The organism is Streptomyces sp. NPDC051677, assembly GCF_044453465.1.
Taxonomy (GTDB): Bacteria; Actinomycetota; Actinomycetes; order Streptomycetales; family Streptomycetaceae; genus Streptomyces.
Genome location: NZ_JBITCT010000001.1, coordinates 351179 through 373265, shown reverse-complemented (window position 1 = coordinate 373265; position 22087 = coordinate 351179). Strand labels below are relative to the sequence as shown.

Annotated in this window: 20 protein-coding genes and 1 pseudogene; 9 read left to right on the top strand and 12 right to left on the bottom strand. The window is 71.7% G+C overall.

The genetic code is table 11. The features are described from left to right. Window positions 1-2: 2 nt before the first annotated feature. Genes ACIBAF_RS01660 through efeO form a run of 4 tightly spaced genes read right to left on the bottom strand, consistent with a single transcriptional unit; the run spans window position 3 to window position 4259 of the window. A complete protein-coding gene (locus tag ACIBAF_RS01660) occupies window positions 3-1013 on the bottom strand; it encodes a hypothetical protein (RefSeq protein ID WP_399461078.1) in 1011 nt (336 codons plus the stop codon). Continuing rightward, window positions 952-1845 carry an iron uptake transporter permease EfeU gene (gene efeU / locus ACIBAF_RS01655; protein ID WP_399461077.1) on the bottom strand — a complete coding sequence of 298 codons (894 nt, stop codon included), beginning with the start codon at window positions 1843-1845 and terminating at the stop codon, window positions 952-954. Before efeU ends, ACIBAF_RS01660 begins: the two co-directional genes overlap by 62 nt. Before the next feature lie 3 nt (window positions 1846-1848). Beyond that, window positions 1849-3096, bottom strand: a complete 1248-nt coding sequence (gene efeB, locus ACIBAF_RS01650) for an iron uptake transporter deferrochelatase/peroxidase subunit (RefSeq protein WP_399461076.1) — start codon at window positions 3094-3096, stop codon at window positions 1849-1851. Window positions 3097-3113: 17 nt separating this feature from the next. Further along, window positions 3114-4259, bottom strand: coding sequence for an iron uptake system protein EfeO (gene efeO, locus ACIBAF_RS01645; protein ID WP_399461075.1), 1146 nt, complete (start codon window positions 4257-4259; stop codon window positions 3114-3116). A gap of 229 nt (window positions 4260-4488) precedes the next feature. On the opposite strand from efeO, the gene ACIBAF_RS01640 reads away from it, so the two are divergent. After that, window positions 4489-5133, top strand: coding sequence for a PhzF family phenazine biosynthesis protein (locus ACIBAF_RS01640; RefSeq protein WP_399461074.1), 645 nt, complete (start codon window positions 4489-4491; stop codon window positions 5131-5133). 144 nt (window positions 5134-5277) lie between these two features. Next, window positions 5278-5589 carry a hypothetical protein gene (locus ACIBAF_RS01635; protein ID WP_399461073.1) on the top strand — a complete coding sequence of 104 codons (312 nt, stop codon included), beginning with the start codon at window positions 5278-5280 and terminating at the stop codon, window positions 5587-5589. A gap of 64 nt (window positions 5590-5653) precedes the next feature. Here the strand turns inward: ACIBAF_RS01635 and ACIBAF_RS01630 are convergent, their stop codons facing one another. Both ACIBAF_RS01630 and map read right to left on the bottom strand, forming a co-directional pair. After that, on the bottom strand, window positions 5654-6301 hold the full coding sequence (locus ACIBAF_RS01630; RefSeq protein ID WP_399461072.1) for a heme oxygenase (biliverdin-producing): 648 nt from the start codon (window positions 6299-6301) through the stop codon (window positions 5654-5656). A 95-nt stretch (window positions 6302-6396) separates the two neighbouring features. Beyond that, window positions 6397-7254, bottom strand: a complete 858-nt coding sequence (map, locus tag ACIBAF_RS01625; RefSeq protein WP_399461071.1) for a type I methionyl aminopeptidase — start codon at window positions 7252-7254, stop codon at window positions 6397-6399. Between the two features lie 57 nt (window positions 7255-7311). Between map and ACIBAF_RS01620 the strand changes: the two genes are divergently transcribed. Beyond that, on the top strand, window positions 7312-7548 hold the full coding sequence (locus tag ACIBAF_RS01620) for a hypothetical protein (RefSeq protein ID WP_399461070.1): 237 nt from the start codon (window positions 7312-7314) through the stop codon (window positions 7546-7548). 80 nt (window positions 7549-7628) lie between these two features. Here ACIBAF_RS01620 and ACIBAF_RS01615 read toward each other — a convergent pair. Further along, window positions 7629-8929, bottom strand: a pseudogene (locus tag ACIBAF_RS01615) (MFS transporter). 159 nt (window positions 8930-9088) lie between these two features. After that, on the bottom strand, window positions 9089-9685 hold the full coding sequence (locus ACIBAF_RS01610) for a hypothetical protein (RefSeq protein ID WP_399461069.1): 597 nt from the start codon (window positions 9683-9685) through the stop codon (window positions 9089-9091). A gap of 103 nt (window positions 9686-9788) precedes the next feature. Here ACIBAF_RS01610 and npdG point away from each other — a divergent pair, with 103 nt between their 5' ends. Further along, window positions 9789-10517 carry an NADPH-dependent F420 reductase gene (npdG, locus tag ACIBAF_RS01605; protein WP_399461068.1) on the top strand — a complete coding sequence of 243 codons (729 nt, stop codon included), beginning with the start codon at window positions 9789-9791 and terminating at the stop codon, window positions 10515-10517. A gap of 59 nt (window positions 10518-10576) precedes the next feature. Continuing rightward, window positions 10577-10768, top strand: coding sequence for a hypothetical protein (locus ACIBAF_RS01600; RefSeq protein WP_399461067.1), 192 nt, complete (start codon window positions 10577-10579; stop codon window positions 10766-10768). Here ACIBAF_RS01600 and ACIBAF_RS01595 read toward each other — a convergent pair. Beyond that, the gene (locus tag ACIBAF_RS01595) at window positions 10758-11561 is read right to left on the bottom strand and encodes a site-2 protease family protein (protein ID WP_399461066.1); all 804 of its coding nucleotides are present in this window, start codon (window positions 11559-11561) and stop codon (window positions 10758-10760) included. The genes ACIBAF_RS01600 and ACIBAF_RS01595 overlap by 11 nt on opposite strands. Window positions 11562-11726: 165 nt before the next feature. On the opposite strand from ACIBAF_RS01595, the gene ACIBAF_RS01590 reads away from it, so the two are divergent. After that, window positions 11727-15332 carry an AfsR/SARP family transcriptional regulator gene (locus ACIBAF_RS01590; protein WP_399461065.1) on the top strand — a complete coding sequence of 1202 codons (3606 nt, stop codon included), beginning with the start codon at window positions 11727-11729 and terminating at the stop codon, window positions 15330-15332. Between the two features lie 54 nt (window positions 15333-15386). Here the strand turns inward: ACIBAF_RS01590 and ACIBAF_RS01585 are convergent, their stop codons facing one another. The 3 genes from ACIBAF_RS01585 to panB all read right to left on the bottom strand — a co-directional run bounded on the left by ACIBAF_RS01585 (window position 15387) and on the right by panB (window position 18302). After that, on the bottom strand, window positions 15387-16256 hold the full coding sequence (locus ACIBAF_RS01585) for an ABC transporter permease (RefSeq protein ID WP_399461064.1): 870 nt from the start codon (window positions 16254-16256) through the stop codon (window positions 15387-15389). Beyond that, window positions 16253-17278 (bottom strand): ATP-binding cassette domain-containing protein, encoded by a 1026-nt coding sequence (locus tag ACIBAF_RS01580; RefSeq protein WP_399461063.1) that lies wholly within the window; start codon window positions 17276-17278, stop codon window positions 16253-16255. The genes ACIBAF_RS01585 and ACIBAF_RS01580 overlap by 4 nt, the downstream gene beginning before the upstream one ends. A gap of 148 nt (window positions 17279-17426) precedes the next feature. After that, window positions 17427-18302, bottom strand: a complete 876-nt coding sequence (gene panB, locus ACIBAF_RS01575; protein ID WP_399461062.1) for a 3-methyl-2-oxobutanoate hydroxymethyltransferase — start codon at window positions 18300-18302, stop codon at window positions 17427-17429. A gap of 180 nt (window positions 18303-18482) precedes the next feature. On the opposite strand from panB, the gene ACIBAF_RS01570 reads away from it, so the two are divergent. From ACIBAF_RS01570 to ACIBAF_RS01560, 3 genes are all read left to right on the top strand, one after another. Beyond that, the gene (locus ACIBAF_RS01570; RefSeq protein ID WP_399461061.1) at window positions 18483-20075 is read left to right on the top strand and encodes an MFS transporter; all 1593 of its coding nucleotides are present in this window, start codon (window positions 18483-18485) and stop codon (window positions 20073-20075) included. A gap of 55 nt (window positions 20076-20130) precedes the next feature. Then, window positions 20131-20772: a TetR/AcrR family transcriptional regulator gene (locus ACIBAF_RS01565; protein WP_399461060.1), complete on the top strand. Its 642-nt coding sequence runs from the start codon at window positions 20131-20133 to the stop codon at window positions 20770-20772. A gap of 209 nt (window positions 20773-20981) precedes the next feature. Further along, complete coding sequence (locus tag ACIBAF_RS01560) at window positions 20982-22043, top strand: endonuclease/exonuclease/phosphatase family protein (RefSeq protein WP_399461059.1); 1062 nt, start codon at window positions 20982-20984, stop codon at window positions 22041-22043. Window positions 22044-22087: the final 44 nt, after the last annotated feature.

Below are 22087 nucleotides of genomic sequence, written 5' to 3'. Positions count from 1 at the left end.
GCTCACTCACCCTTCGCTCCGGTCAGCCCCTCCAACCGGCTGAGCACCGACACCTTCCCCTTCGCCGGGTCCAAAGCAACCCCGCTGGCGACGAACTCCATGGTCAGCGACTGCTTCACCTCCCCGGTCGTCAACGCCTGCACGTTCCTGTTCGCGACGGGCACCGCCGCCCCCGCCGCGGCCGTCTGCTTCATGTAGTGGTGCGTGGTGAAGAACACCAGCGCCCCGCCGTCCGCCGTGCGCACCGCCAGCGGCGCGTAGTCGCCCTCGGTCAGCTGCTGGTCGATGTACTGCGTGACGAGCCCCGGCTTGATGGCGTTCTTCGCGCGCGTGTCGCGCATCGCGTTCGTGTACGCGCCGTTCGCGAAGGAGCCCTTGCCGCTCTGCAAATAGGCCGCGTAGTCCCGGCTCAGGTCCTCGGGCGGGAGCGCCAGTCGTGCGGTGTCCGCCGGCACGGCCTCGGCGACCCCGTCCCCGTCCGTCTCGAACTTCGGTACCGAGCCCGGCTCCACCAGCGTCAGATACGTCGCCTGCCAGGGCTCCGACATCTCGCCCCGGGTGAACACCATCAGCCAGCGCGCGTTGCCGCCCTTGCTGCCCTTCGCGTCGGCGATGAACCAGCGCGGCCAGCCCGCCTTCTCGACGATCGTGTACTTCACGTCCGACAACACCAGCGGCGTGTGCTGCGGGTTGCCGTCCGGGCTGTTGACGTGCCCCGCCTTCAGTCGCGCCGCGTCGATGATCCCGAGGGCGCCGGCGGTGTACTCGGCGTCCAGGGAACTGTCGTACGCCTTGTCCGCCTTGTTGTACGCGGTCGTGAACTGCTCGACCGCCTTGACGGCCTCCGCCTTCGTGGCCGCGGGGAGCACCTCGCGCTCCCCGTGGACCACCACACAGCCGCTCGCCGTGAGCGAGACGGCCGTGAGCGAGGCCGCTATGAGTGCGTACCGGTCACGCCTGCGGAGCCTTCGAGTCCCTCGAGCCCCGCTCGTCAGGCTGCGTTCCCTGGTCATCAGGTGACTTCACCTTCCCCTTCCCGGAGGCGAACCCTACCGGGGCGAGGAACAGCGCGAGCGTCGGGATCAGGTACAGCAGCCACACCGTGACCTGGAGGACCGTCGGATCGGGCTGGAAGTTGAACACGCCCTTCAGCAGCGTGCCGTACCAGCTGTCCGGCGGGATCGTGTCGCTGATGTCGAACGCCTTGTCCGTCAACCCCGGGACCCAGTCGGCCTCCTGGAGGTCGTGGAAGCCGTACGCCAGCACGCCCGCGGCCACGACGACGAGCATGCCGCCCGTCCAGGTGAAGAACTTCGCGAGGTTGATCCTGAGCGCCCCGCGGTAGAACAGCCAGCCCAGCAGGACGGCCGTCGCCAGGCCCAGGGCCGCGCCGATGAGGGGGCGCGGGGTGCCGTCGCCGGCCGCGTGGACGGACGTCCACACGAACAGGGCCGTCTCCAGGCCCTCCCGGCCGACCGCGAGGAACGCGGTGGCGACCAGCGCGCCGGTGCCCATCGCGAGGGCCGCGTCCAGCTTGCCGTGCAGTTCGGACTTCAGGTGCCGGGCGGTGCGCCGCATCCAGAACACCATCCACGTCACCAGCGCCACCGCGACGATCGACAGGGAGCCGCCGAGCGCCTCCTGCGCCTTGAACGTCAGCTCCTGGGAGCCGAATTCGAGGACGCAGCCGAAGGCCAGCGCGATGGCGACCGCGATGGCGATGCCGGTCCACACGGGCTTCAGCGCGTCCCGGCGGTCCGTCTTCACCAGGTAGGCGATGAGGATGCAGACGACGAGGCTGGCCTCCAGGCCCTCGCGCAGTCCGATCAGGTAGTTGGAGAACACGGGCTACGCCTCCTTGGAGAACAGCGTCCGGCCCCACCAGTCGTCCTTGTCGCGGACGCCCGGCGGGACGGCGAAGACGGCCGAACCCACGTGCTGGATGTACTCGTTGAGCGCATCGGTGGCGAGGTTGCGCTGGACGCGGATGAACCCCTCGCGCACGTCACGCTGGTAGGCGAGGAAGAACAGGCCCGCCTCCAGCCGTCCCAGCCCGTCGGTGCCGTCGGTGAAGGAGTAGCCGCGGCGCAGGATCGTCGTCCCGTGGTTGGAGTCGGGGTGCGCGAGCCGCACGTGCGCGTCCGGCTTCATCGCCTTCAGGAACGGCTCGTCGCGCTCCTTCGCCTTGCCGACGGGAGCGCCCTCGCCCTTGTCGCGGCCGAAGATGTCCTCCTGCTCCTGCAGGGGGGTGCGGTCCCAGGTCTCGATGTGCATGCGGATGCGCCGGGCGACGAGGTACGAGCCGCCGACCATCCACTGCGGGCCGTCCTTCTCACCGACCCACACGAACTTCTTCAGCCGGTCCGTCTCGGTGCCCGCGATGTTGCGGGTGCCGTCCTTGAAGCCCATCAGGTTGCGCGGGGTCTGCGCGTCGGGCGTCGTGGACGACGTCTTGCCGAAGCCGAGCTGCGACCAGCGGATGACGACCTTGCCCATGCCGATGCGGGCCAGGTTGCGGATCGCGTGCACGGCGACCTGCGGGTCGTCCGCGCAGGCCTGCACGCACAGGTCGCCGTTGCTGCGAGCCGCGTCGAGCGCGTCCCCGGCGAACTGGGGCAGGTCGACGAGGGCGGCGGGGCGGGCGTCCGCGAGGTCGAACTTCTTGAACAGCGACGGCCCGAAACCCACCGTCAGGGTCAGCCGGGACGGCTTGAGGCCCAGGGCCTCGCCGGTGTCGTCCGGGGGCGCCTCGGGGAGACCGCCGAACGCGCCCTCCCCGACGGCCTGCCCGGCCGTCATCCGGCGGGCCGCCTCCGTCCAGTCCTTCAGCAGCTGGACGAACTCGGCGCGGTCCGTGGTCGTCACGTCGAACGCGGCGAAGTGCAGCCGGTCCTGGACGGGCGTGGCGATGCCCGCCTGGTAGGTGCCGTGGAAGTCGACGGCGGCGCCGGTGTCGGCGGCCGCGGGGTCGACGTCGTTGCCGGTGCGGGTCATCGCGACCGCGCCGCCGGCCGTGGCGGCGCCGAGCGCGAGCCCGGCCCCGCCCCAGCCGATCAGCGACCGTCGGGACGGACTGCTGCTGTGGTTCTCCGACATGTCCGTGGTCCCCCCGGTCACTTCGCCACGGCGGCGGCGAGCTTGGACAGCGGCTCGGCGAGCGCGTTCACCGCGTCCGAGAGCGCCTTGCGGTCGGCGGCGCCGACCTTGTCGTACGAGGTGAAGTCGTACGAGGTCGTGTTCGGGCGGTACTTGTCCAGCAGCGCGTTCAGCGCGGCGAACTGCTTGTCCAGCTCGGTGACCAGGGCGGCGTCGTTCTCCTGGGCGACCGGCTTCAGCAGCTCGTACGCCTGCTGCGCGCCCTCGACGTTGGCCTTGAAGTCGACCAGGTCGGTGTGCGAGTAGGTCTCCTCCTCGCCGGTGACCTTGCCGGTGGCGACCTCGTCGAGGAGCTCCTTCGCGCCGTTGGCCATGGAGGTCGGGGTGATCACGGCCTTGCCGACCCGCTGCTTCCAGTCCGTCAGGTCGGTGACGAGCTGGTCGGCGAGGGTCTTGTCCTCGGCGGTGAGCTTCTTGTCCTGCCAGAGGGACTTCTCCAGGCGGTGCCAGCCGGTCCACTTCTGGCCGGCCTCCAGGCCGTCCGCGCGGGTGTCGACCAGCGGGTCGATGTCGCCGAAGGACTCGGCGACCGGCTCGGTGCGCTCCCAGCCGATGCGGGAGGGGGCGTAGGCCTTCTTCGCGGCCTCGATGTTCCCGGCCTTGACGGCCGCGACGAAGGTCGCGACCTTGGGCAGCGTCTCGTCGGCCTGGGTCTGCGCGTAGGAGCGGTAGGCGGCGACGGCCTTGTCCAGGCGGGGGTCGCGCTGGGCGCCCGCGGCGCCGCCGCCGGTGACCTTGAGGTCCTGGCGGATGCCGTCGCCCTTCATGCCGGGCTTGCAGGCGATCCGGTAGGCGCCGGCCTTCACCTCGGCGGTGACCCGCTGCTTGGTGCCGGGGCCGATGTTCTCGCGCTCGCTGACGACCCGGTCGTCCGGGAAGAGGATGTAGACCTCGGTGACCTTGGAGCCCTTGTTCTCGATGGCGAGTTCGACGTGGCCGGCGGAGATCTCCTTCTTGGAGGTCTCGCACTTGGAGTCGGTGGCGGTCACGTTGATGACACGGTCGCCGTCTTTCGCGTCGCTCTTCGAGGTGCACCCGGTGACGGCGGTCAGTGCGGTCACGGCGGTGACGGCGGTGACGACGGACAGTCTGGCGGCTCGCATTCGGGCTCCCAGCGATGGCTGAATATTCACGTGACGCGACTCACAGGATTGGTGAGCCTCGCCTAACTTATCCAAGGCTTACCTGCGTAATACCCGCCCGTGCCGTGATTCACCTCTCATAGACGCTGTAAGGGAACGACTCGATCACGGTGGCTCAAACTGGATCCCAAGGGAAGGTCAAAGGAGATTCAAAGATTCCGCTTGGCGTGACGAGTGCTTCAATTCCCCGGTGACTGATTACGACGTGCTCCGCGTCTTCTGTGCGCCGAACGGCGGCTACGGCAACGAACTGGGCGTGGTCCGCGAAGGCTCGGTGCTGCCGGACCGCGAGGACCGCCAGGACCTCGCCGCCAAACTCGGCTTCAGCGAGACGGTGTTCGTCGACGACCCCGAGCGCGGGGTCATCGACATCTACACGCCCACCGTGCGCCTGCCCTTCGCCGGCTACCCGTGCGTGGGCGTCGCCTGGCTGCTCGACGTGCCCGAGCTCGTCACCCCGGCCGGCGTCGTCGGCACCCGCCTGGACGGGGAGTTCACCTGGATCGAGGCGCGCGCGGAGTGGGCCCCGCCGCGCACGCTCCGTCAGTACGCCACCGCCGCCGAGGTCGACGACCTGCCCGTACCGCCGCCGGGGGAGTGGACATACGCCTGGGCCTGGGAGGACGAGCCCGCCGGACGCATCCGCGCCCGCGGCTTCCCCGGCCGCGACGACGGCATCGACGAGGACGAGGCGACGGGCGCGGCGGCGCTCCTGCTCACCGAGCGCCTCGGCCGCGCCCTGAACATCACCCAGGGCGCGGGCTCGCAGATTCTGACGGCCCCACAGCCCTACGGATGGGTGGAGATCGGCGGCCGGGTCTTCCTGGAGCGCTGAACCCTACGACCGATTGCGGGCGTTTGCGGTCTTCTGGGCGGCCGTACGGGTGGTCTGGGCGTGTGCGGGCGGGGATCGGCGGGGATCGGCGGGGGTGATCGGGGACCTTGGGGCGTGACCACTCAGTCCCGCGAGAGGAACGCCATGCGTATCCGTTCAGTTCTGGCCGCAACCGTCCTGGGCATCGCCCTCGCCGCCGCCGGTGCGACGACCGCCGCCGCCGACGAGGACGCCGGTTACCACCAGTCCGACGAGGGCCGCGGTTACCACCAGTCCGACGAGGGGCGCGGTTACCACCAGTCCGACGAGGGGCGCGGTTACCACCAGTCCGACGAGGGTTCCCGTCACCAGCACTACTTCGACGAGGACAAGGGCGTCTGCAGCCCGTACATCGGCGCGATCGACACGTCCTCGTCCGACATCTTCTGGGCGGGCAAGCACTGCCACATCTTCTGACCCCGGCACCGGGCCCCCTCGCCGCGGAGCGAAGGGGCCCGGCCCGTCCGCCCGCGCAGCCGGCTCACGCCGAGAGCGGGAACTCCTCGCCCAGGGCCCGGAAGACCGCCGTGTTCAGCCCGAAGGCACGCTTGCACTCGCTCACGATCCGCTGCTTCTCCAGGTCGTCCGCGTGCACCCCGTCCAGCAGCCTGCGGTAACCCCGTTTGAACGCCGCCGGGTTGCCGATCCCCTCGAAGACGTAGAAGCGGACGCCGTCGCCCTTGCGCTCGAAGCCCCAGGTGCGCTCCGCCTTGTCGCGGATGATCTGCCCGCCGGAGAGGTCGCCCAGGTAGCGCGTGTAGTGGTGGGCGACGTACCCGCCCGGCCACCGCTCGGCGCACTCCCGCACCCGAGCCGCGTACGCCTCGGTCGCCGGCAGGGCCGACAGACCCGTCCGCCACCCGGCGCCCCGCAGGTGCGCCAGGTCCCGCTCCAGTGAGGCGAGCCGGAACAGCTCCGGCCGGATGAAGGGCCCGGCCAGCGGATCCGACGCCAGCCGCTCGGCCCCCGCCTCCAGCGCCTCGTACACGAACCAGAGCTGTTCGGTGTAGCGCGTGTAGGCGTCGACGCCGAGCCTGCCGCCGAGGAGATCGCTCATGAACGTCGAGGTCTCCGCCGCCACGTGCTGCTCGTGGGACGCGGTGCGGATGACGGTGGAGAAGGAGTCCATGGCGCCTCCCGGCCGGCGACTTGCCGACACTCTGTCGGTAAAAGTCTACCGGAGAAAGCCCGCCCCGGCAGGGCGGGCTTTCTCCGGTACGACGATCAGGGCAGGGTCAGAATCTCCGCGCCCGTCTCCGTCACCGCCAGCGTGTGCTCGAACTGGGCCGTTCGCCTGCGGTCCTTGGTCACCACGGTCCAGCCGTCGTCCCACATGTCGTAGTCGTGGGTGCCGAGCGTCAGCATCGGCTCGATCGTGAAGGTCATCCCGGGCTGGATGACGGTCGTCGCGTGCGGGCTGTCGTAGTGCGGGATGATCAGCCCGGAGTGGAAGGACGAGTTGATGCCGTGCCCCGTGAAGTCACGGACCACGCCGTAGCCGAAGCGCTTGGCGTACGACTCGATGACCCGGCCGATGATGTTGATCTGCCGGCCCGGCCGGACCGCCTTGATCGCCCGCTCCAGGGACTCCCGGGTCCGCTCCACCAGCAGCCGCGACTCCTCGTCCACGTCCCCCACCAGGTACGTGGCGTTGTTGTCGCCGTGCACGCCGCCGATGTACGCGGTCACGTCCAGGTTGACGATGTCGCCGTCGCGCAGCACCGTCGAGTCCGGGATGCCGTGGCAGATGACCTCGTTGACGCTGGTGCACAGGGACTTGGGGAAACCGCGGTAGCCCAGGGTCGACGGGTAGGCGCCGTGGTCGCACATGTACTCGTGCGCGACCTTGTCGAGCTCGTCGGTGCTGACCCCCGGCGAGATCAGCTTCGCGGCCTCCGCCATCGCCTGCGCGGCGATCCGGCCGGCCCGGCGCATCGCCTCGATCGTCTCGGGCGTCTGCACCTCCGGCCCGGTGTACGGCGTCGGCGCGGGCTTGCCGACGTACTCGGGGCGACGGATGTTTCCCGGCACGGAACGGGTGGGGGACAGCACCCCTGGAACGAGCAGCGACTGGCCAGACATGGCAGTGAGTCTAACGAGCGGCCATGGGGGAACATGTCGGTGGCGAGAGGAGCCGTCATGCCCCTGTTCAAGAAGCGGACCGTCGGCAAGCCGGGTGAGTGGTACTACTGCCTGGAGCACAAGAAGGTCGAGGAGGGGCCGGACTGCCCGGGCAAGGACCGTTTCGGCCCGTACGCCACCCGCGCGGAGGCCGAGCACGCCATGGAGACCGCCCGCGAGCGCAACCTCCAGTGGGAGAACGACCCCAAGTGGCACGACGCCCCGACGGGCGGCGGCGCCACGGACGACGACTGATCACCCGTCCGCGACTCACGCGTCCGCGACTTCACCTGTCCACCACTCACCCGTCTGTCCACCACTCACCCGTCGACGATCTACCCGTCCACGACCGGCGCGGCCGCCGTCCGTTTCTCGCGCAGCCGCGCCGCGTGCTCGTTGGTGCGGACGTCGTACGTCATCAGCCCCGGCAGGCAGAGCGCGAGCAGGCCCACCGCGCCGGCGCACAGCACCCCGCCCGACCAGACGGACGTCCGCACCCCCAGCCAGGCCGCGAAGCCGCCGCTGCGCACCTGGCCGACCGTCGGGCCCACCGAGTAGGACAGCAACTCGATCCCGGCGAGCCGCCCGCGCAGCTCGTCCGGGATCGTCTGGTTCCACATCACCCCGCGGAAGATCCCGCTGACCATGTCGAAGCCGCCGGCCAGGGTCAGGAACAGCAGCACGAGCCACACGTCGCCCACGAGCCCCGCGCCCGCGATCGCCAGGCCCCACAGCGCGGCCGACAGCACGACCATCCGCCCGTGCCGGTGCACCCGCGAGGTCCAGCCGCTGGTGAGGCTCACCAGCAGCGCCCCGGCCGGAACGGACGCGTACTCCCCCAGTGCCTTAAGGGCCTGGGGGGACCCCCATGGCCGAGCGACCACTCGGCGTCCAGCTCGTCCGCGAGGAACGGCAGGACGGCCAGCGGCATGGCGAGGAACATCGCGGCGAGGTCGACGGCGTACGTGCCGAGGAGCTCCTTGCGGCCCCAGGCGTACCGGGCGCCCTCGGCGATGGCCCGCAGAGAGGGCTTGGCGGCCTCGTGCGCTGCCGGTGAGGCGGCGATGCGGACGACGAGGGCCACGGAGACGACGAAGGTGAGCAGGTCGGCGGCGTAGGCCCAGCCGAGGCCCGCGTACGCCACGACGATGCCGGCGAGGGCCGGTCCCGCGACCCCGCCCACGGTCCACCGCAGGGAGTTCAGCGAGGCCGCCGCCGGCAGGTCCTCGTGGGCGACGATCCGCGGCCACAGCGAGTCCAGCGCGGGCCGCTGGACGCAGGCCAGGGCGGAGGACAGCGCGGCGACGAGATACAGCGGCCAGACGGCGGGCCCCGGCAGCAGCGCGTTCACCAGCAGCACCGCGCTGAGCAGGCCCTGCCCGGCCTCCGTCCACACGATCAGCTTCCGCTTGTCCCAGGCGTCCGCGAGCGCCCCGCCGTACAGCCCGAACACCAGGAGCGGCAGCAGCTCCACGGCCCCGATCGCCCCGACGGCCGCGGCCGACCCGGTCAGCTCCTTCAACTGCACCGGCAGTGCGACGAAGGTGAGGAAGCTCCCGAAGTTGGACACCGTCCCCGACACCCACAGCCGCCGGAAATCCCGCGAGGCCCGCCAGGGCGCGAGATCGGGAAGCAGCGCGCGAAACCCGGAGGGAGGCGGAGCAGCAGCGGCGGGGGAGTCGTCGGCGGTCACGAGGGGCCATGGTCGGCGGCCGCCGAAGAGAGCGGCAACTCCTTTTCGACCCCACCGAGGGAACCAGCCACCCGGCGTCACGGCCCCAGGCGGGGACGAAGGTCACCAAGGGGGCGGCGGTGGCGCCGTCAGACGCTCGGCGAGGTGGGAGAGGCGGTCGGCGAGGCGACGGCGCCTTCTCGTCGGCGGCAACGTTTCGCCGGCGGCCGCGCTCACCAGGTGTTGCACGGTGTCGAGGTCCAGCTCGGAGCCGTCCGGCACGGGCAGCGTCTCGTGGGCCAGGGTCGTCAGGTCCCCCTCGCCGGGGCCGAGGGCGAGGATCGTGACGCCGGCCCGGCGGGCGTCCGCCACGCGTTCGAGCAGCGGTGCGTCACCCGAAGGCGACGCCACCAGCAGCGTCTCGCCCCGCCGGGCCGCCTCGATCCGGCCCAGGCCCACCGCGAGGTGCGCCGGGTCCGAGGGGCGTGCGTCATGCCGTACGAGCGTCGGCGCGAGCTCCGGCGTACCGGACCAGGCCGCCTCGTCCACCAGGTGCGCCGCGAGATGCCAGGGCTCGTACGCCGCCGTCCCCACCAGCAGCAGCCCGCCCCCGTGCGACACCACCGACCCCCGCAGCACCGCCCCGAACCTCCGGGTGGCCCCCAGCCACTCGGTCCCGGCGAGCACCTCACGCAGCAGCGCGACCCGTACGGCGTCCATGCGGCCGCATCCTGCCCCAATCGGCCACCGGCGGCGCACGGTTCGCCCTTCCTTCACCCGGCGCGGCGAAAGGGCGCCCGACCCGCCCACGTAAAGTCGGCCCATGACCTCTACCGACAGTGCACACAACGCCCCCGCGGACGCCCCGGCGAAGGCCCCCGCCAAGGACCCGTGGGACCTCCCCGACGTCTCCGGACTGGTCGTCGGCGTGCTCGGCGGGACCGGCCCGCAGGGCAAGGGCCTCGCCTACCGGCTCGCCAAGGCCGGCCAGAAGGTGATCATCGGCTCCCGTGCCGCCGACCGCGCCCAGGCCGCCGCCGACGAGCTCGGACACGGCGTCGAGGGCGCCGACAACGCCGAGACCGCGCGCCGCAGCGACATCGTGATCGTCGCCGTGCCGTGGGACGGCCACGGCAAGACCCTGGAGTCCCTGCGCGAGGAGCTGGCCGGAAAGCTCGTCGTGGACTGCGTCAACCCGCTCGGCTTCGACAAGAAGGGCGCCTTCGCGCTGAAGCCGGAGGAGGGCAGCGCCGCCGAGCAGGCCGCCGCCCTGCTGCCGGACTCCCGCGTCGCCGCCGCCTTCCACCACCTCTCGGCGGTCCTCCTCCAGGACCCGGCGATCGACGAGATCGACACCGACGTGATGGTGCTGGGCGAGGAGCGGGCCGACGTCGAGATCGTGCAGGCGCTGGCCGGCCGGATCCCCGGCATGCGCGGCGTCTTCGCGGGGCGGCTGCGCAACGCCCACCAGGTGGAGTCCCTGGTCGCCAACCTGATCTCCGTCAACCGCCGCTACAAGGCCCACGCGGGGCTGCGCGTCACCGACGTGTGAGCGCATGGGGGACACTGGTCGCAGCAGCCCGCAGTGTCCCCCGACAGGAGCCGACCGACATGCCCCGCCTCGCCCTCTACACCCTCGTCGTCTGCGTCCTCGCCGTGGCCGCGGCGGTCGTCTCCTTCGTCCAGGCCAGCTTCCTGGGCATCGTGTGGGTGCTGCTCGCGGGCCTGTCGTCCAACATGACCTGGTACTACGTGAAGCGGGACAAGGCGCGCAAGGCCGCCGGGGCCGACGTCACCGGCTGACCGAGCAGAACCCGTCCGTGCCCTCCCAGAAGCGGTACAGCGACTGACCGCAGTACGTGTCCAGGTCGCTGATCCCCAGGCCGCGCAGCATCGCGTCGATCATGTCGAAGAACTCCCGGTTCACCGCCGGCACCCACAGCAGCACGAACACGAACAGCAGACCGAACGGCGCGAACGGCTCCACCTGCCGCTTGACGTTGTACGACAGCCAGGGCTCGATGATCCCGTAGCCGTCCAGACCCGGCACCGGCAGGAAGTTCAGGAGCGCGGCCGTCACCTGGAGCATCGCGAGGAACCCGAGCGCGAACCGGAAGTCGCTCGGCACGCCGTCCAGCGCGTCCAGCCAGAACGGCGCCGTGCACACCACCGCGAACAGCACGTTCGTCAGCGGACCGGCCGCCGAGATCAGACTGTGCCGCCAGCGCCCCCGGATCCGCCCCCGCTCGATGAAGACCGCGCCGCCCGGCAGACCGATCCCGCCCATGATCACGAAGATCACCGGCAGCACGATGCTGAGCAGGGCGTGCGTGTAGGCGAGAGGGTTCAGGCTCAAGTAGCCCTTGGCTCCCACGGTGATGTCTCCTGAGTGCAGTGCGGTACGGGCGTGTGCGTACTCGTGCAGACACAGCGACACGATCCAGGCCGCCGTGACGAACAGGAACACCGCCACGCCCGGCTGCTCGGCGAACCCCGTCCAGGTCGCCCACCCAGTGACCGCCGTCACAGCGAGGATCCCGAGGAAGACGGGACTGATCCGCCGCTCGCTGCTGCTGCGGCTGGTGGCGGTGGTCATGGGGCCCCCTGAGCTCGTACGCACGTGTGGAACTGCCCGACCGTACCCGGCCGGGGCGCACAGAGAAAACGTCTCGCGGGCGGCGACCGGTTCCTAGGAGGGTGGACCGAGTCGCCACGCCACCCCGGCCGAACCCCGTGACCGTCCCCGAACCCAGCGGAGAGAATGAGCCCCGTGCGCTATCGCATCCTCGGCACCACCCAGGCACTTCGTCCGGACGGCACCCCCGTCGCCGTCGGCGGGGCGCGGCTGCGTGCTCTGCTCACCGTGCTGGCGTTGCGGGCCGGGCGCAGCGTTCCCGCGGGGCTGCTGACGGAGGAGGTGTGGGCGCAGGATCCGCCCGCCGACGCGCCGGGCGCGCTCCAGGCGCTGGTCGGGCGGCTGCGCCGGACCCTCGGGGCGGGCGCGATCGAGTCCGCCGAGGGCGGCTACCGGCTGGCCGCCGCCCCCGACGACGTCGACCTGCACCGGTTCGAGCGGCTGATCGTCGACGGCGCCCGCTCCCTCACCGACGGCGACCCCGCCAAGGCGGCCGCCCTCCTCGACGACGCCCTCGCCCTGTGGCAGGGCCCGGCCCTCGCCGACCTGCCCGACCGGGCCGCCGAGGCGGCCCGCTGGGAGGCCCGCCGCCTCGACGCGGTACGGGCCCGGCACACCGCCGCGATCGCCCTCGGCCACGCCGAGCAGTCGCTGCCCGAACTGACCGCCCTGTGCGACGCCCACCCCCTGGACGAGCCGCTCCAGGCCCTGCGGCTGCGCGCCCTGCGCGAGGCCGGCCGCACCGCCCAGGCGCTGGCCGCCTACGACGACGTCCGCCGACTGCTGGCCGACCGCCTCGGCGCCGACCCCGGCCCCGAACTGCGCACCCTGCACGCGGAGTTGCTCAACCCGGACGAGCCGGGAGTTCCGGGAAGTTGGGGAGGCCCGGGAGGCCTGGGAGGCCCGGGAGGTGCGGGAGGCCCGGGATGTGCGGGACGTGCGGCAGGTGCGGGAGGTCCGGGAGATCTGGGAGGTCCGGGAGGCCTGGGAGGCCTGGGAGGCCCGGGAGGTGCGGGAGGCCCGGGATGTGCGGGACGTGCGGCAGGTGCGGGAGGTCCGGGAGATCTGGGAGGTCCGGGAGGTCCGGGAGGCCTGGGAGGCCTGGGAGGTCCGGGAGGTTCGGGAGGCCTGGGAGGTCCGGGAGGTCCGGGAGGTCGGGGAGGCCTGGGAGGTCCGGGAGGTCTGGGGGAGGCGTCCGCGGCGACGGCCCCCGGCAACCTCCGGGCCCGCCTCACCTCCTTCGTCGGCCGGGAGGACGACATCGCGGCCATCCGGGGGGACCTCGCGAGCGCGCGGCTCGTCACGCTGCTCGGGCCTGGCGGGGCCGGCAAGACGCGGCTGTCGCAGGAGGCCGCCGAGGCCGTACGGGACGCGGAACGGCCCGGCGCGCACGACGGCGTCTGGCTGGCGGAGCTCGCGCCCGTCGCCGACCCGGACGCCGTGCCGCAGGCCGTCCTCACCGCCGTGGGCGCCCGCGAGACCGTGCTGTACGGCGCCGGCGCCGAGGAGATGCGGGCCGCCGCGGAGCGCCACGACGACCCCGTGGAGCGCCTGGTCGAGCACTGCGCCCGGCGGCGGATGCTGATCGTCCTGGACAACTGCGAGCACGTGGTCGAGGCCGCCGCCCGGCTCGTCGAGGAGCTGCTGGCGCGCTGCCCGCAGGTGACGGTGCTGGCCACCAGCCGTGAGCCCCTCGGCGTGCCCGGGGAGGTGCTGCGCCCGCTGGATCCGCTGCCGGAGCCGGTCGCGCTGCGGCTGCTCGCCGACCGGGGCGCGGCGGCCCGCCCCGGTTTCCGCACCGAGGACGACCCCGAAGCGTGCGCCGAGATCTGCCGGCGCCTCGACGGGCTGCCCCTCGCCGTCGAGCTCGCCGCCGCCCGGCTCCGGATGTTGACGCCCCGTCAGATCGCCGACCGGCTCGACGACCGCTTCCGGCTGCTCACCTCCGGCAGCCGTACCGTCCTGCCCCGCCAGCAGACCCTGCGGGCCGTCGTCGACTGGTCCTGGGACCTGCTCGACGACGGTGAACGCGACGTCCTGGCCCGGCTGTCGGTCTTCGCCCGCGGCTGCGACCTCGCCGCCGTCGAGGCGGTGTGCGGCCCCGCCGCGCGCGACCCGCTCGACTCCCTCGCCTCCCTCGTCGACAAGTCGCTCGTCGTCGCCGCCCCCGCCCCCGGCGGTGACATGCGCTACCGGCTGCTGGAGACCGTCGCCGAGTACGCGGCCGAGCGGCTGGACGAGTCGGGCGCGCGGGCCCTCGCCGAACGCGCGCACCTGACGTACTACCGCGAACTCGCCCGCACCACCGAGCCGTTGCTGCGCGGTCCGGGCCAGCGCGCCGCCGTCGACCGCTTCCAGCTGGAGTACGAGAACCTGCGCATCGCGCTGCGCCGCGCCGTCGACGCACGGGACGAGCAGGAGGCGCTCAGCCTGGTCCTGTCCCTCGCCTGGTACTGGCAGATGCGCGACCTGCGCATCGAGGCCCGCACCTGGTGCGCCGAGGTCATGGCCCTCGGCCCCGACCCGTTCGCCGAACCCCTGCGCCGGGCCGCCCCGGTGTGGAAGCCCTGCACCGACACCCCGCCCCCGCTGACCGGCGAGATCCTCATGGAGGCCCGGCGCGGTGTCCACCTGGCCCATCTGGCCTGCATGGACACCGAGATGGAGGCCTGGCAGGCCCCGGCCGCGCAGGCCAAGCTGCGGCTGATCGCCGACGCCTACGAGCCCGGCCTCCCGCAGACCTGCCGGGTGCCCGGCCTGCTCTGGTTCTTCGCCGTGCTGATGACCGGCGACCTGGACCGCATCCAAACCACCGTCGACGCCAACGTCGACACCTGCCGCCGCACGCCCGGCTACGAGTGGGAGCTCGCCTCCTGTCTGCAGATGCGCGCCAACATCCTCGCCAACCGCTCCGAGTCGGCCGACGACGCCTTCCGGGACGCCGACGAGGCGCTGGAGATCTTCCGGCGCCTGCGCGACGCCTGGGGCACCGCCGAGGCGCTCTCCGCCCGCGCCGAGGCCCATGAGCGGCTGGGCACCTACCACCGGGCCGCCGCCGACTACGAGGACGCCATGGAGCACGCCGAACGGCTCGGCGCCCGCGCCCAGTTGGCGGTCCTGCGCGCCCGACTGGGCAGTGTGCTGCTGGAGGCGGGGGACGAGGAGCAAGGCGAGCGCCTGCTGCGCGAGGTGATCGAAGGCCCCGAGCAGGTCGGCAGTGAGGCCATCCCCGCCGCCCGGCTCTTCTTCGCCGGCTGGCTCGCCGCCGCCGGCCGCCGCCCCGAGGCCCGCGAACAACTCCAGCGGCTGCGCGCGGGGTTCGACTTCGGGCACTTCGCCGTCTTCGACGCCTTCCTGCTGGGCGCGGAGGCCTGGCTGAACGCCGTCGACGGCCGGCCCGAGCAGGCCCTGACCGACATCCGCACCGCCCTGCGGCGGGCCACGGAACCGCTGTCCGCGGCCATCGCCCCGCAGATGCGCTCCGTCTACCTCTGCATCGCGGCGATCGCGCTCAGCAGCGTCGACGGCGGCAGCCGAGCCGCAGCCGCCGCCCGCTGTCTGGGCGCCGCCGACGCCCTGGTGCCGTCGCGCCACGTGCCCCCCCGCTGGGAGCGCGAGGCACGCGACCTCGCCATGACCCGCACCCGCGCCGCCCTCGACGGCACGGCTTTCGAGGCCGCATACGCCGAGGGCGGCGGCCTCTCCTACGAGGAGGCCACCGCCCTGGTGTGACGAACCACAGCCGACCTGGTGTGACGAACCACAGCCGACCGGGACAGGTCTGTCCTAGTTCTTGGTGCGGAACTTGTGGATGGCGATCGGCGCCATCAGCGCCGTCAGGCCCACCGACCAGGCCAGCGTCACCCACAGGCCGTGCGCGACGGGGCCGCCCACCATCATTCCGCGCGCGGCGTCGGCGAGCGAGGACAGCGGGTTGTAGTCGGTGAAGTTCTGCAGCCAGCCCGGCATGGACTGGGTCGGCGCGAAGATCGACGAGCCGAACTGCAGCGGCATCAGCACCAGGAAGCCCATCGCCTGCACCGACTGGGCGCTCTTCATCATCACGCCGAGGGTGAGGAACACCCACATCAGCGCCGAGCCGAACACCGTCGCCAGACCCACGGCGCCGAACAGCCCCGGCCAGCTGGTGATGTCGAAGCCCACCAGCACGCCCACGATCAGGAGGATCGCGCACGCGAGGAGCATCCGCATCAGCTCCACCACGATCTTGGCGATGAGCACCGAGCCGCGCCCGATCGGCAGGGACCGGAAGCGGTCCATGACCCCGGAGTTGAAGTCGGTGTTGAAGCCGGTGCCGACGCCCTGGGACATGTTCATCCCCATCATGGCCAGCAGCCCGGGCACGACGTACTGCACATACGCCTCCTGTCCGCCGCCCAGCGACTGGCCGATGGAGCCGCCGAAGACGTACACGAACAGCAGGGTGAAGATCACCGGGAACAGGATGGCGTCGAACATCGACTCCGGGTCCTGCCGGATCCACAGCAGGTTGCGCCGGATCAGCGCCCCGGTGTGCCGGGCATGGCTGCGCAACGGGATCCGCGCGTCGGTGGCCGTGCTGATGTCGACGGTATTCGTAGGGGCGGCGCGAAGCGTCTCGTCCAGGGTGGCGGTGGGCGACGGGTGGGAGCTCATACGGCGACCTCCTCGCGGGCGTCGGTGGGCTGGGCGTCCTGCGGGGCACTGGCGCGGTGGCCGGTGAGGGACAGGAACACCTCGTCCAGGCTGGGCAGTTCGGTGGTGAGGGAGGACAGGGTGATGCCGCGCGCGGTGACCGCGCCGACCACCGCGGTCAGCTGCTCGTCGCTCAGCACCGGAACCAGCAGTGACCCGCGGTCGGCGTCCACGACGGTGGTGGCGAGCCCGGTGATGCCGAGGCCGTCGAGCCAGCCGGCCAACGGCCGCAGCTGGAGCGGGTCGGCGGGCCGTATCCGCAGCGTCCGGCCGCCGACCCGGGCCTTCAGCTCCTCGATGCCGCCGCCCGCGATGACCTTGCCCCGGTCGACGACGGTCAGCTCGGAGGCGAGCTGCTCGGCCTCCTCCATGTACTGGGTGGTCAGCAGCACGGTGACGCCCTCCCCGACCATCGCCTTGACCTCGTCCCACACCTCGTTGCGGGTGCGCGGGTCGAGACCGGTGGTCGGCTCGTCGAGGAACAGCACCTGCGGCCGCCCGATCATCGACGCGGCGAGGTCGAGCCGGCGCCGCATGCCGCCGGAGTACGTGCTCGCCGGCCGCCTGGCGGCCTCCGTCAGCGAGAACCGCTCCAGCAGTTCGTCGGCACGGGCCCGGGCGTCCTTGCGGGACAGGTCGAGCAGCCGCCCGATCATGTAGAGGTTCTCCCAGCCGGGGAGCTTCTCGTCCACGGAGGCGTACTGCCCGGTGAGCCCGATCACCCGGCGCAGCTGCCGGGGCTGGCGCACCACGTCGTAGCCGACGACGGTGGCGTGCCCGCTGTCGGGAGCGAGCAGGGTGGACAGGATCCGTACGAGGGTGGTCTTCCCGGCGCCGTTCGGCCCGAGCACCCCCATGACGGTCCCCTCCCGTACCTCGAGGTCGACGCCGTCCAGTGCCTTGGTCTCGCCGTAGTGCTTGACCAACCCCCGAACGGTCACAGCGCTTCCCGCGCCACTGGGGTTCTTGTCGATTCGCGTCATGCAGGGAACAGTGCCAGCCCCCACCGACAAACCGCCGACAGGCCGCCGACAGCCCGCCTACAACCGTGAGCCCGGGCACGCAGCAGCCCGCCGACGGGGGACGGTCGGCGGGCTGCCTGGTGCGGAGTCGGCCCTGGCGGACGGAGTGCTAGTGGACGGAGTGCTCCTCCTGCGGGAACGTTCCGCCGACGACGTCCTGTGCGAACGCCTTCGCCGCGTCGCCCATGACCTCACGCAGGTTGGCGTACTGCTTCACGAACTTCGGGACCCGGCCGCCGGTCAGCCCCAGCATGTCGGTCCACACCAGCACCTGCGCGTCCGTCTCGGGACCGGCGCCGATGCCGACCGTCGGGATGTGCAGCACCCGCGTGACCTCGGCCGCCAGCTCCGCCGGAACCAGCTCCAGGACCACCGCGAACGCGCCCGCGTCCTGCACGGCCTTCGCGTCCCGCAGCAGCTGCTGGGCGGCCTCCTCGCCGCGCCCCTGCACCCGGTAGCCCATCGCGTTCACGGACTGCGGGGTCAGGCCGATGTGCGCCATGACCGGGATGCCGGACTCGACGAGGAGCTCGATCTGGCGGTGCGAGCGCTCGCCGCCCTCCAGCTTCACGGCGCCGACCCCGGCCTCCTTCACCAAGCGGGTCGCCGAGCGCAGCGCCTGCACCGGACCCTCCTGGTAGGAGCCGAAGGGCAGGTCGCCGACGATCAGCGCGCGCTGCGTGCCGCGCACGACCGCCGCCGACAGCATGGTCATCTCGTCGAGGGTGACGGGCACGGTCGTCTCGTACCCGAGGTGGCAGTTGCCCGCCGAGTCGCCCACCAGCATCACCGGGATGCCGGCCTCGTCGAAGACGGACGCGGTCATCGCGTCGTAGGCGGTGAGCATGGGCCACTTCTCGCCGCGCTCCTTGGCGAGGCCGATGTCGCGGACGGTGATACGGCGTGTGCCCTTGCCCCCGTACAGCGCCTTGCTGCCGTCGGAGGTCTTCTGCTGTGCAGTCTGGGCAGCCGAAAGCTGCGTCATTGCAACGGCTCCTAACGTCATCTCGAGGCGCCCTCACGGCGTCCCCGGACCGCCTCCCATGGTGGCACCTCGTGCCAGGGAGGGCCAGAGCGCCCCCTGTGGGTAAGGCCTCAGTAAGAAACACGGTAAGAAAATCGATACGAGACGGTCTCGTATCGGAAAGGTCCTAGGCTCGACGGCATGACTACTCCTGCCGTCCCCACCGCGCCGCGGATACCGGAAGCGGTGCACCGGCGTCGCTGGGCGATCCTCGGCGTGCTGATGCTGAGCCTGTTGATCGTGGTCCTGGACAACTCGATCCTGAACGTGGCGATCAAGACGATCTCGACGCCCGCCCCGACCGGGCTCGGCGCCACCCAGAGCGAGCTGGAGTGGGCGATCAACGCCTACACGCTCGTCTTCGCGGGACTGCTGTTCTCCGCCGGTCTGCTCGGCGACCGGATCGGCCGCAAGAGGGTCCTGCTCGGCGGGCTCGCCGTCTTCGGCATCGGCTCCGCGCTCGCCGCCGAGTCCGGCTCGCCCGCCCAGCTCATCGCCTTCCGCGCGCTGATGGCCCTCGGCGCCGCCTTCGTGATGCCCGCCACCCTCGCCGTCCTGATGAACATCTTCGAGCGCGAGGAGCAGCCCAAGGCCATCGGCATCTGGGCCGGCGGGGTCGGTCTGGCCATCGCCATAGGGCCGATCACCGGAGGTCTCCTGCTGGACCACTTCTGGTGGGGCTCGGTCTTCCTCATCAACGTGCCGATCGTGCTGCTCGCGTTCGGCCTCATGCTGTGGCTGGTGCCCGACTCGCGCGACCCGAACCCCGGCCGGATCGACCCCGTGGGCGTGGTCCTGTCCGTCGTGGGCCTCGTCCTGCTCGTGTACGGCATCATCAAGGGCGGCGAGCTCGCCGACTTCACCGATGCGACCGTGCTGTCGACCATAGGCGCGGGCCTCGCCGTCCTCGCCGCGTTCATCGTGTTCGAGAAGCGCAGCGACCATCCGTCGATCGACGTCAGCTACTTCAAGAACAAGGTGTTCTCGGCCGCGATGACCGTCATCATGCTGGTCTTCTTCGCGCTGATGGGAGTGACCTTCTTCTCGGTCTTCTACACCCAGAGCGTGCGCGGCTACTCGCCGCTGCAGTCGGGTCTGCTGCTGCTCCCGCTGGCCGCCGCCCAACTGATCTTCGCGCCGCGCGCCCGGCTGGTCGTGGACCGCATAGGGATCAGGGCCACGACCACGGGGGCCATGCTGGTCCTCACGGCGACCCTGGGCGCGTTCGCCACGCTGGACGCGGACACGCCGATCTGGCTGCTGGAGGTCGTCTTCTTCTGCATGGGCGCCGGAATGGCCCATGTGATGACCCCCACCAGTGTCGTCATCATGCAGTCCCTGCCCCGGGAGAAGGCAGGCTCCGCCTCCGCGCTCAGCAACACCTTCCGCCAGATCGGCGGCGCGCTCGGCATCGCCGTCCTCGGATCGGTCCTCTCGACGTCGTACCGGGGCGGCATCGAGGACAGCCTCGGTTCGCTGCCGGCGGGCCTGCGCGAGACGGCGGGCGAGTCCATCGAGGCGACGCTGGGGGTCGCCGCCAAGCTCGGCGGGCGCGGCCAGGACCTGATCGGCCCCGCCAACGACGCGTTCCTGCACGCCATGCACATCACCGCGCTGTGCGGGGCGGCGGTGGCCTTCCTCGGCGCGGTCGTGGTGGGCCTGTTCCTGCCGGGCCGGGCGAAGCCCGCGCAGGAGGACACGGAGGAGGGGGAGTTGGTCCGGACGAAGTCGTAGACCGGGCGACAATGCCCCGGTACGACGAAAGGACCTGAGGAAGGGATCAGTGGACGTGAGCCTCGCCGAGAGCGGAACCGACAGCGGAACCGCGGAGCAGCCGGTTCGGGGGCGGCCCCGGAGCGAGGCCGTGGAACGGGCCATCATCGAGGGGACGATGAAGCTGCTGGAGGAGGGCGTCCCGCTCGCGGAGATCTCCATCGAGCGCATCGCCCGAACCGCCGGCGTCGGCAAGGCCACCATCTACCGCCGCTGGAGCGGCAAGGAGGAGCTCTTCGTCGACGTCCTGCGCGCCGTCGAACCCGCGGACCCCGAGATACTTCCGGGCACCTCCATGCGCGACGACCTGATCGTGCTGCTGGAAGGGCTGCGCCGGCGCGGCCTCGCCAACCGCTCCTCGGCGATCCTGTACAACGTCCACGCCCAGATGAAGAGCAGCCCCAAGATCTGGGCGGAGTACCACAATTCCGTCATAGCACCCCGGCGCAGGATGGGCATCGAGGTCCTGCGCCGGGGCCAGGAGAACGGCGAACTCCGCGCCGACCTGGACCCGGAGCTGGTGAACGACCTCGTCGTCGGCCCCATGCTGGTCCGCGCGGTGCTGCGCCCGGACGCCGAACTCCCCGACGACCTCCCGGAACGCATCGTCGACACACTGCTGGCGGGGCTACGCCCCGTCAGTTCCCCGGCGGCGTAGGGCTGAAGGCGGGGCCTGGGCCCGTCCGGCCCCATGTGCACGTTTCGTCACAGACCGGCCCGGGCCGCGCGGGACCGGAACCCGTGAGAGCGGCCCGTTCGTCCTCGTGCCCGTACGGCCGTCACGGGACGGCGAGAACGAACCCGATCATCCCCTAGGGTCGTACCCGGGGGACGGACGGTGTGCACGGCAGGCAGTGAGGCGACGGTATGGCGCAGCAGGCGTACATGACGGAGACGGACGACAACGGCGGCTCGGGACCCGAGCCTCGGGGAGCCCGCATCCGGCGCCTGATCGGCACTCTGCTCGGCCGGGCCTTCGGCGGCTGGCGCGGCGACCCGCGCATCTGGCGGCGCGGCCTGGTGCTCACCGGGTTCGCGCTGGCGTTCTCCCTGGTGATGCTGGTGCACTCGCGCATCCCCAACCGCTACGGCAACCTCGGCAGCCTCACCGAGACGTTCCTGCCCTGGATCGGCGTCTTCGTCCCGGTGCTGCTGGTGCTCGCGCTGGTGCGCAGGTCGGCGACCGCGTTGATCGCCGTCGTCCTGCCGGCCGTGGTCTGGCTGAACCTCTTCGGCGGGCTGCTCGGCGACAAGACCGGCGGCGGCGGCGACCTCACCGTCGCCACCCACAACGTCAACGCCGACAACCCCGACCCCTCCGGCACCGCCCGTGACGTGGCCGAGTCCGAGGCGGACGTGCTGGCCCTGGAGGAGCTGACCGACTCGGCGGCGCCGGTGTACGAGAAGGCGCTGGCGGCGACGTACAAGTACCACTCGGTGCAGGGCACGGTCGGCCTGTGGAGCAAGTACCCGCTGAGCGCCGTGAAGCCCGTCGACATCAAGCTGGGCTGGACGCGCGCGATGCGGGCGACGGTCGCGACGCCGCAGGGACAGGTCGCCGTCTATGTCGCCCACCTTCCCTCGGTGCGGGTGAAGCTGCAGGCCGGGTTCACCGCCCGGCAGCGCGACAAGAGCGCCGACGCGCTGGGCGAGGCGATCGCCGACGAGCCGCTGCCCCGGGTGATCCTGCTCGGCGACCTCAACGGCACCATGAACGACCGCTCCCTCAACGCGGTGACCTCCCAGATGCGCTCCACGCAGGGCGCGGCGGGCAGCGGCTTCGGCTTCAGCTGGCCGGCGTCGTTCCCGATGGCGCGGATCGACCAGATCATGGTGAAGGACGTGGACCCGGTCACGTCGTGGACCCTGCCCCGCACGGGCAGCGACCACCTTCCGGTGGCGGCGCGGGTGAAGGTCACCACGTCTTAACCAGCGGGTCATCCCTTGGAACGCCGGGGGAATAGCGGGCCGGG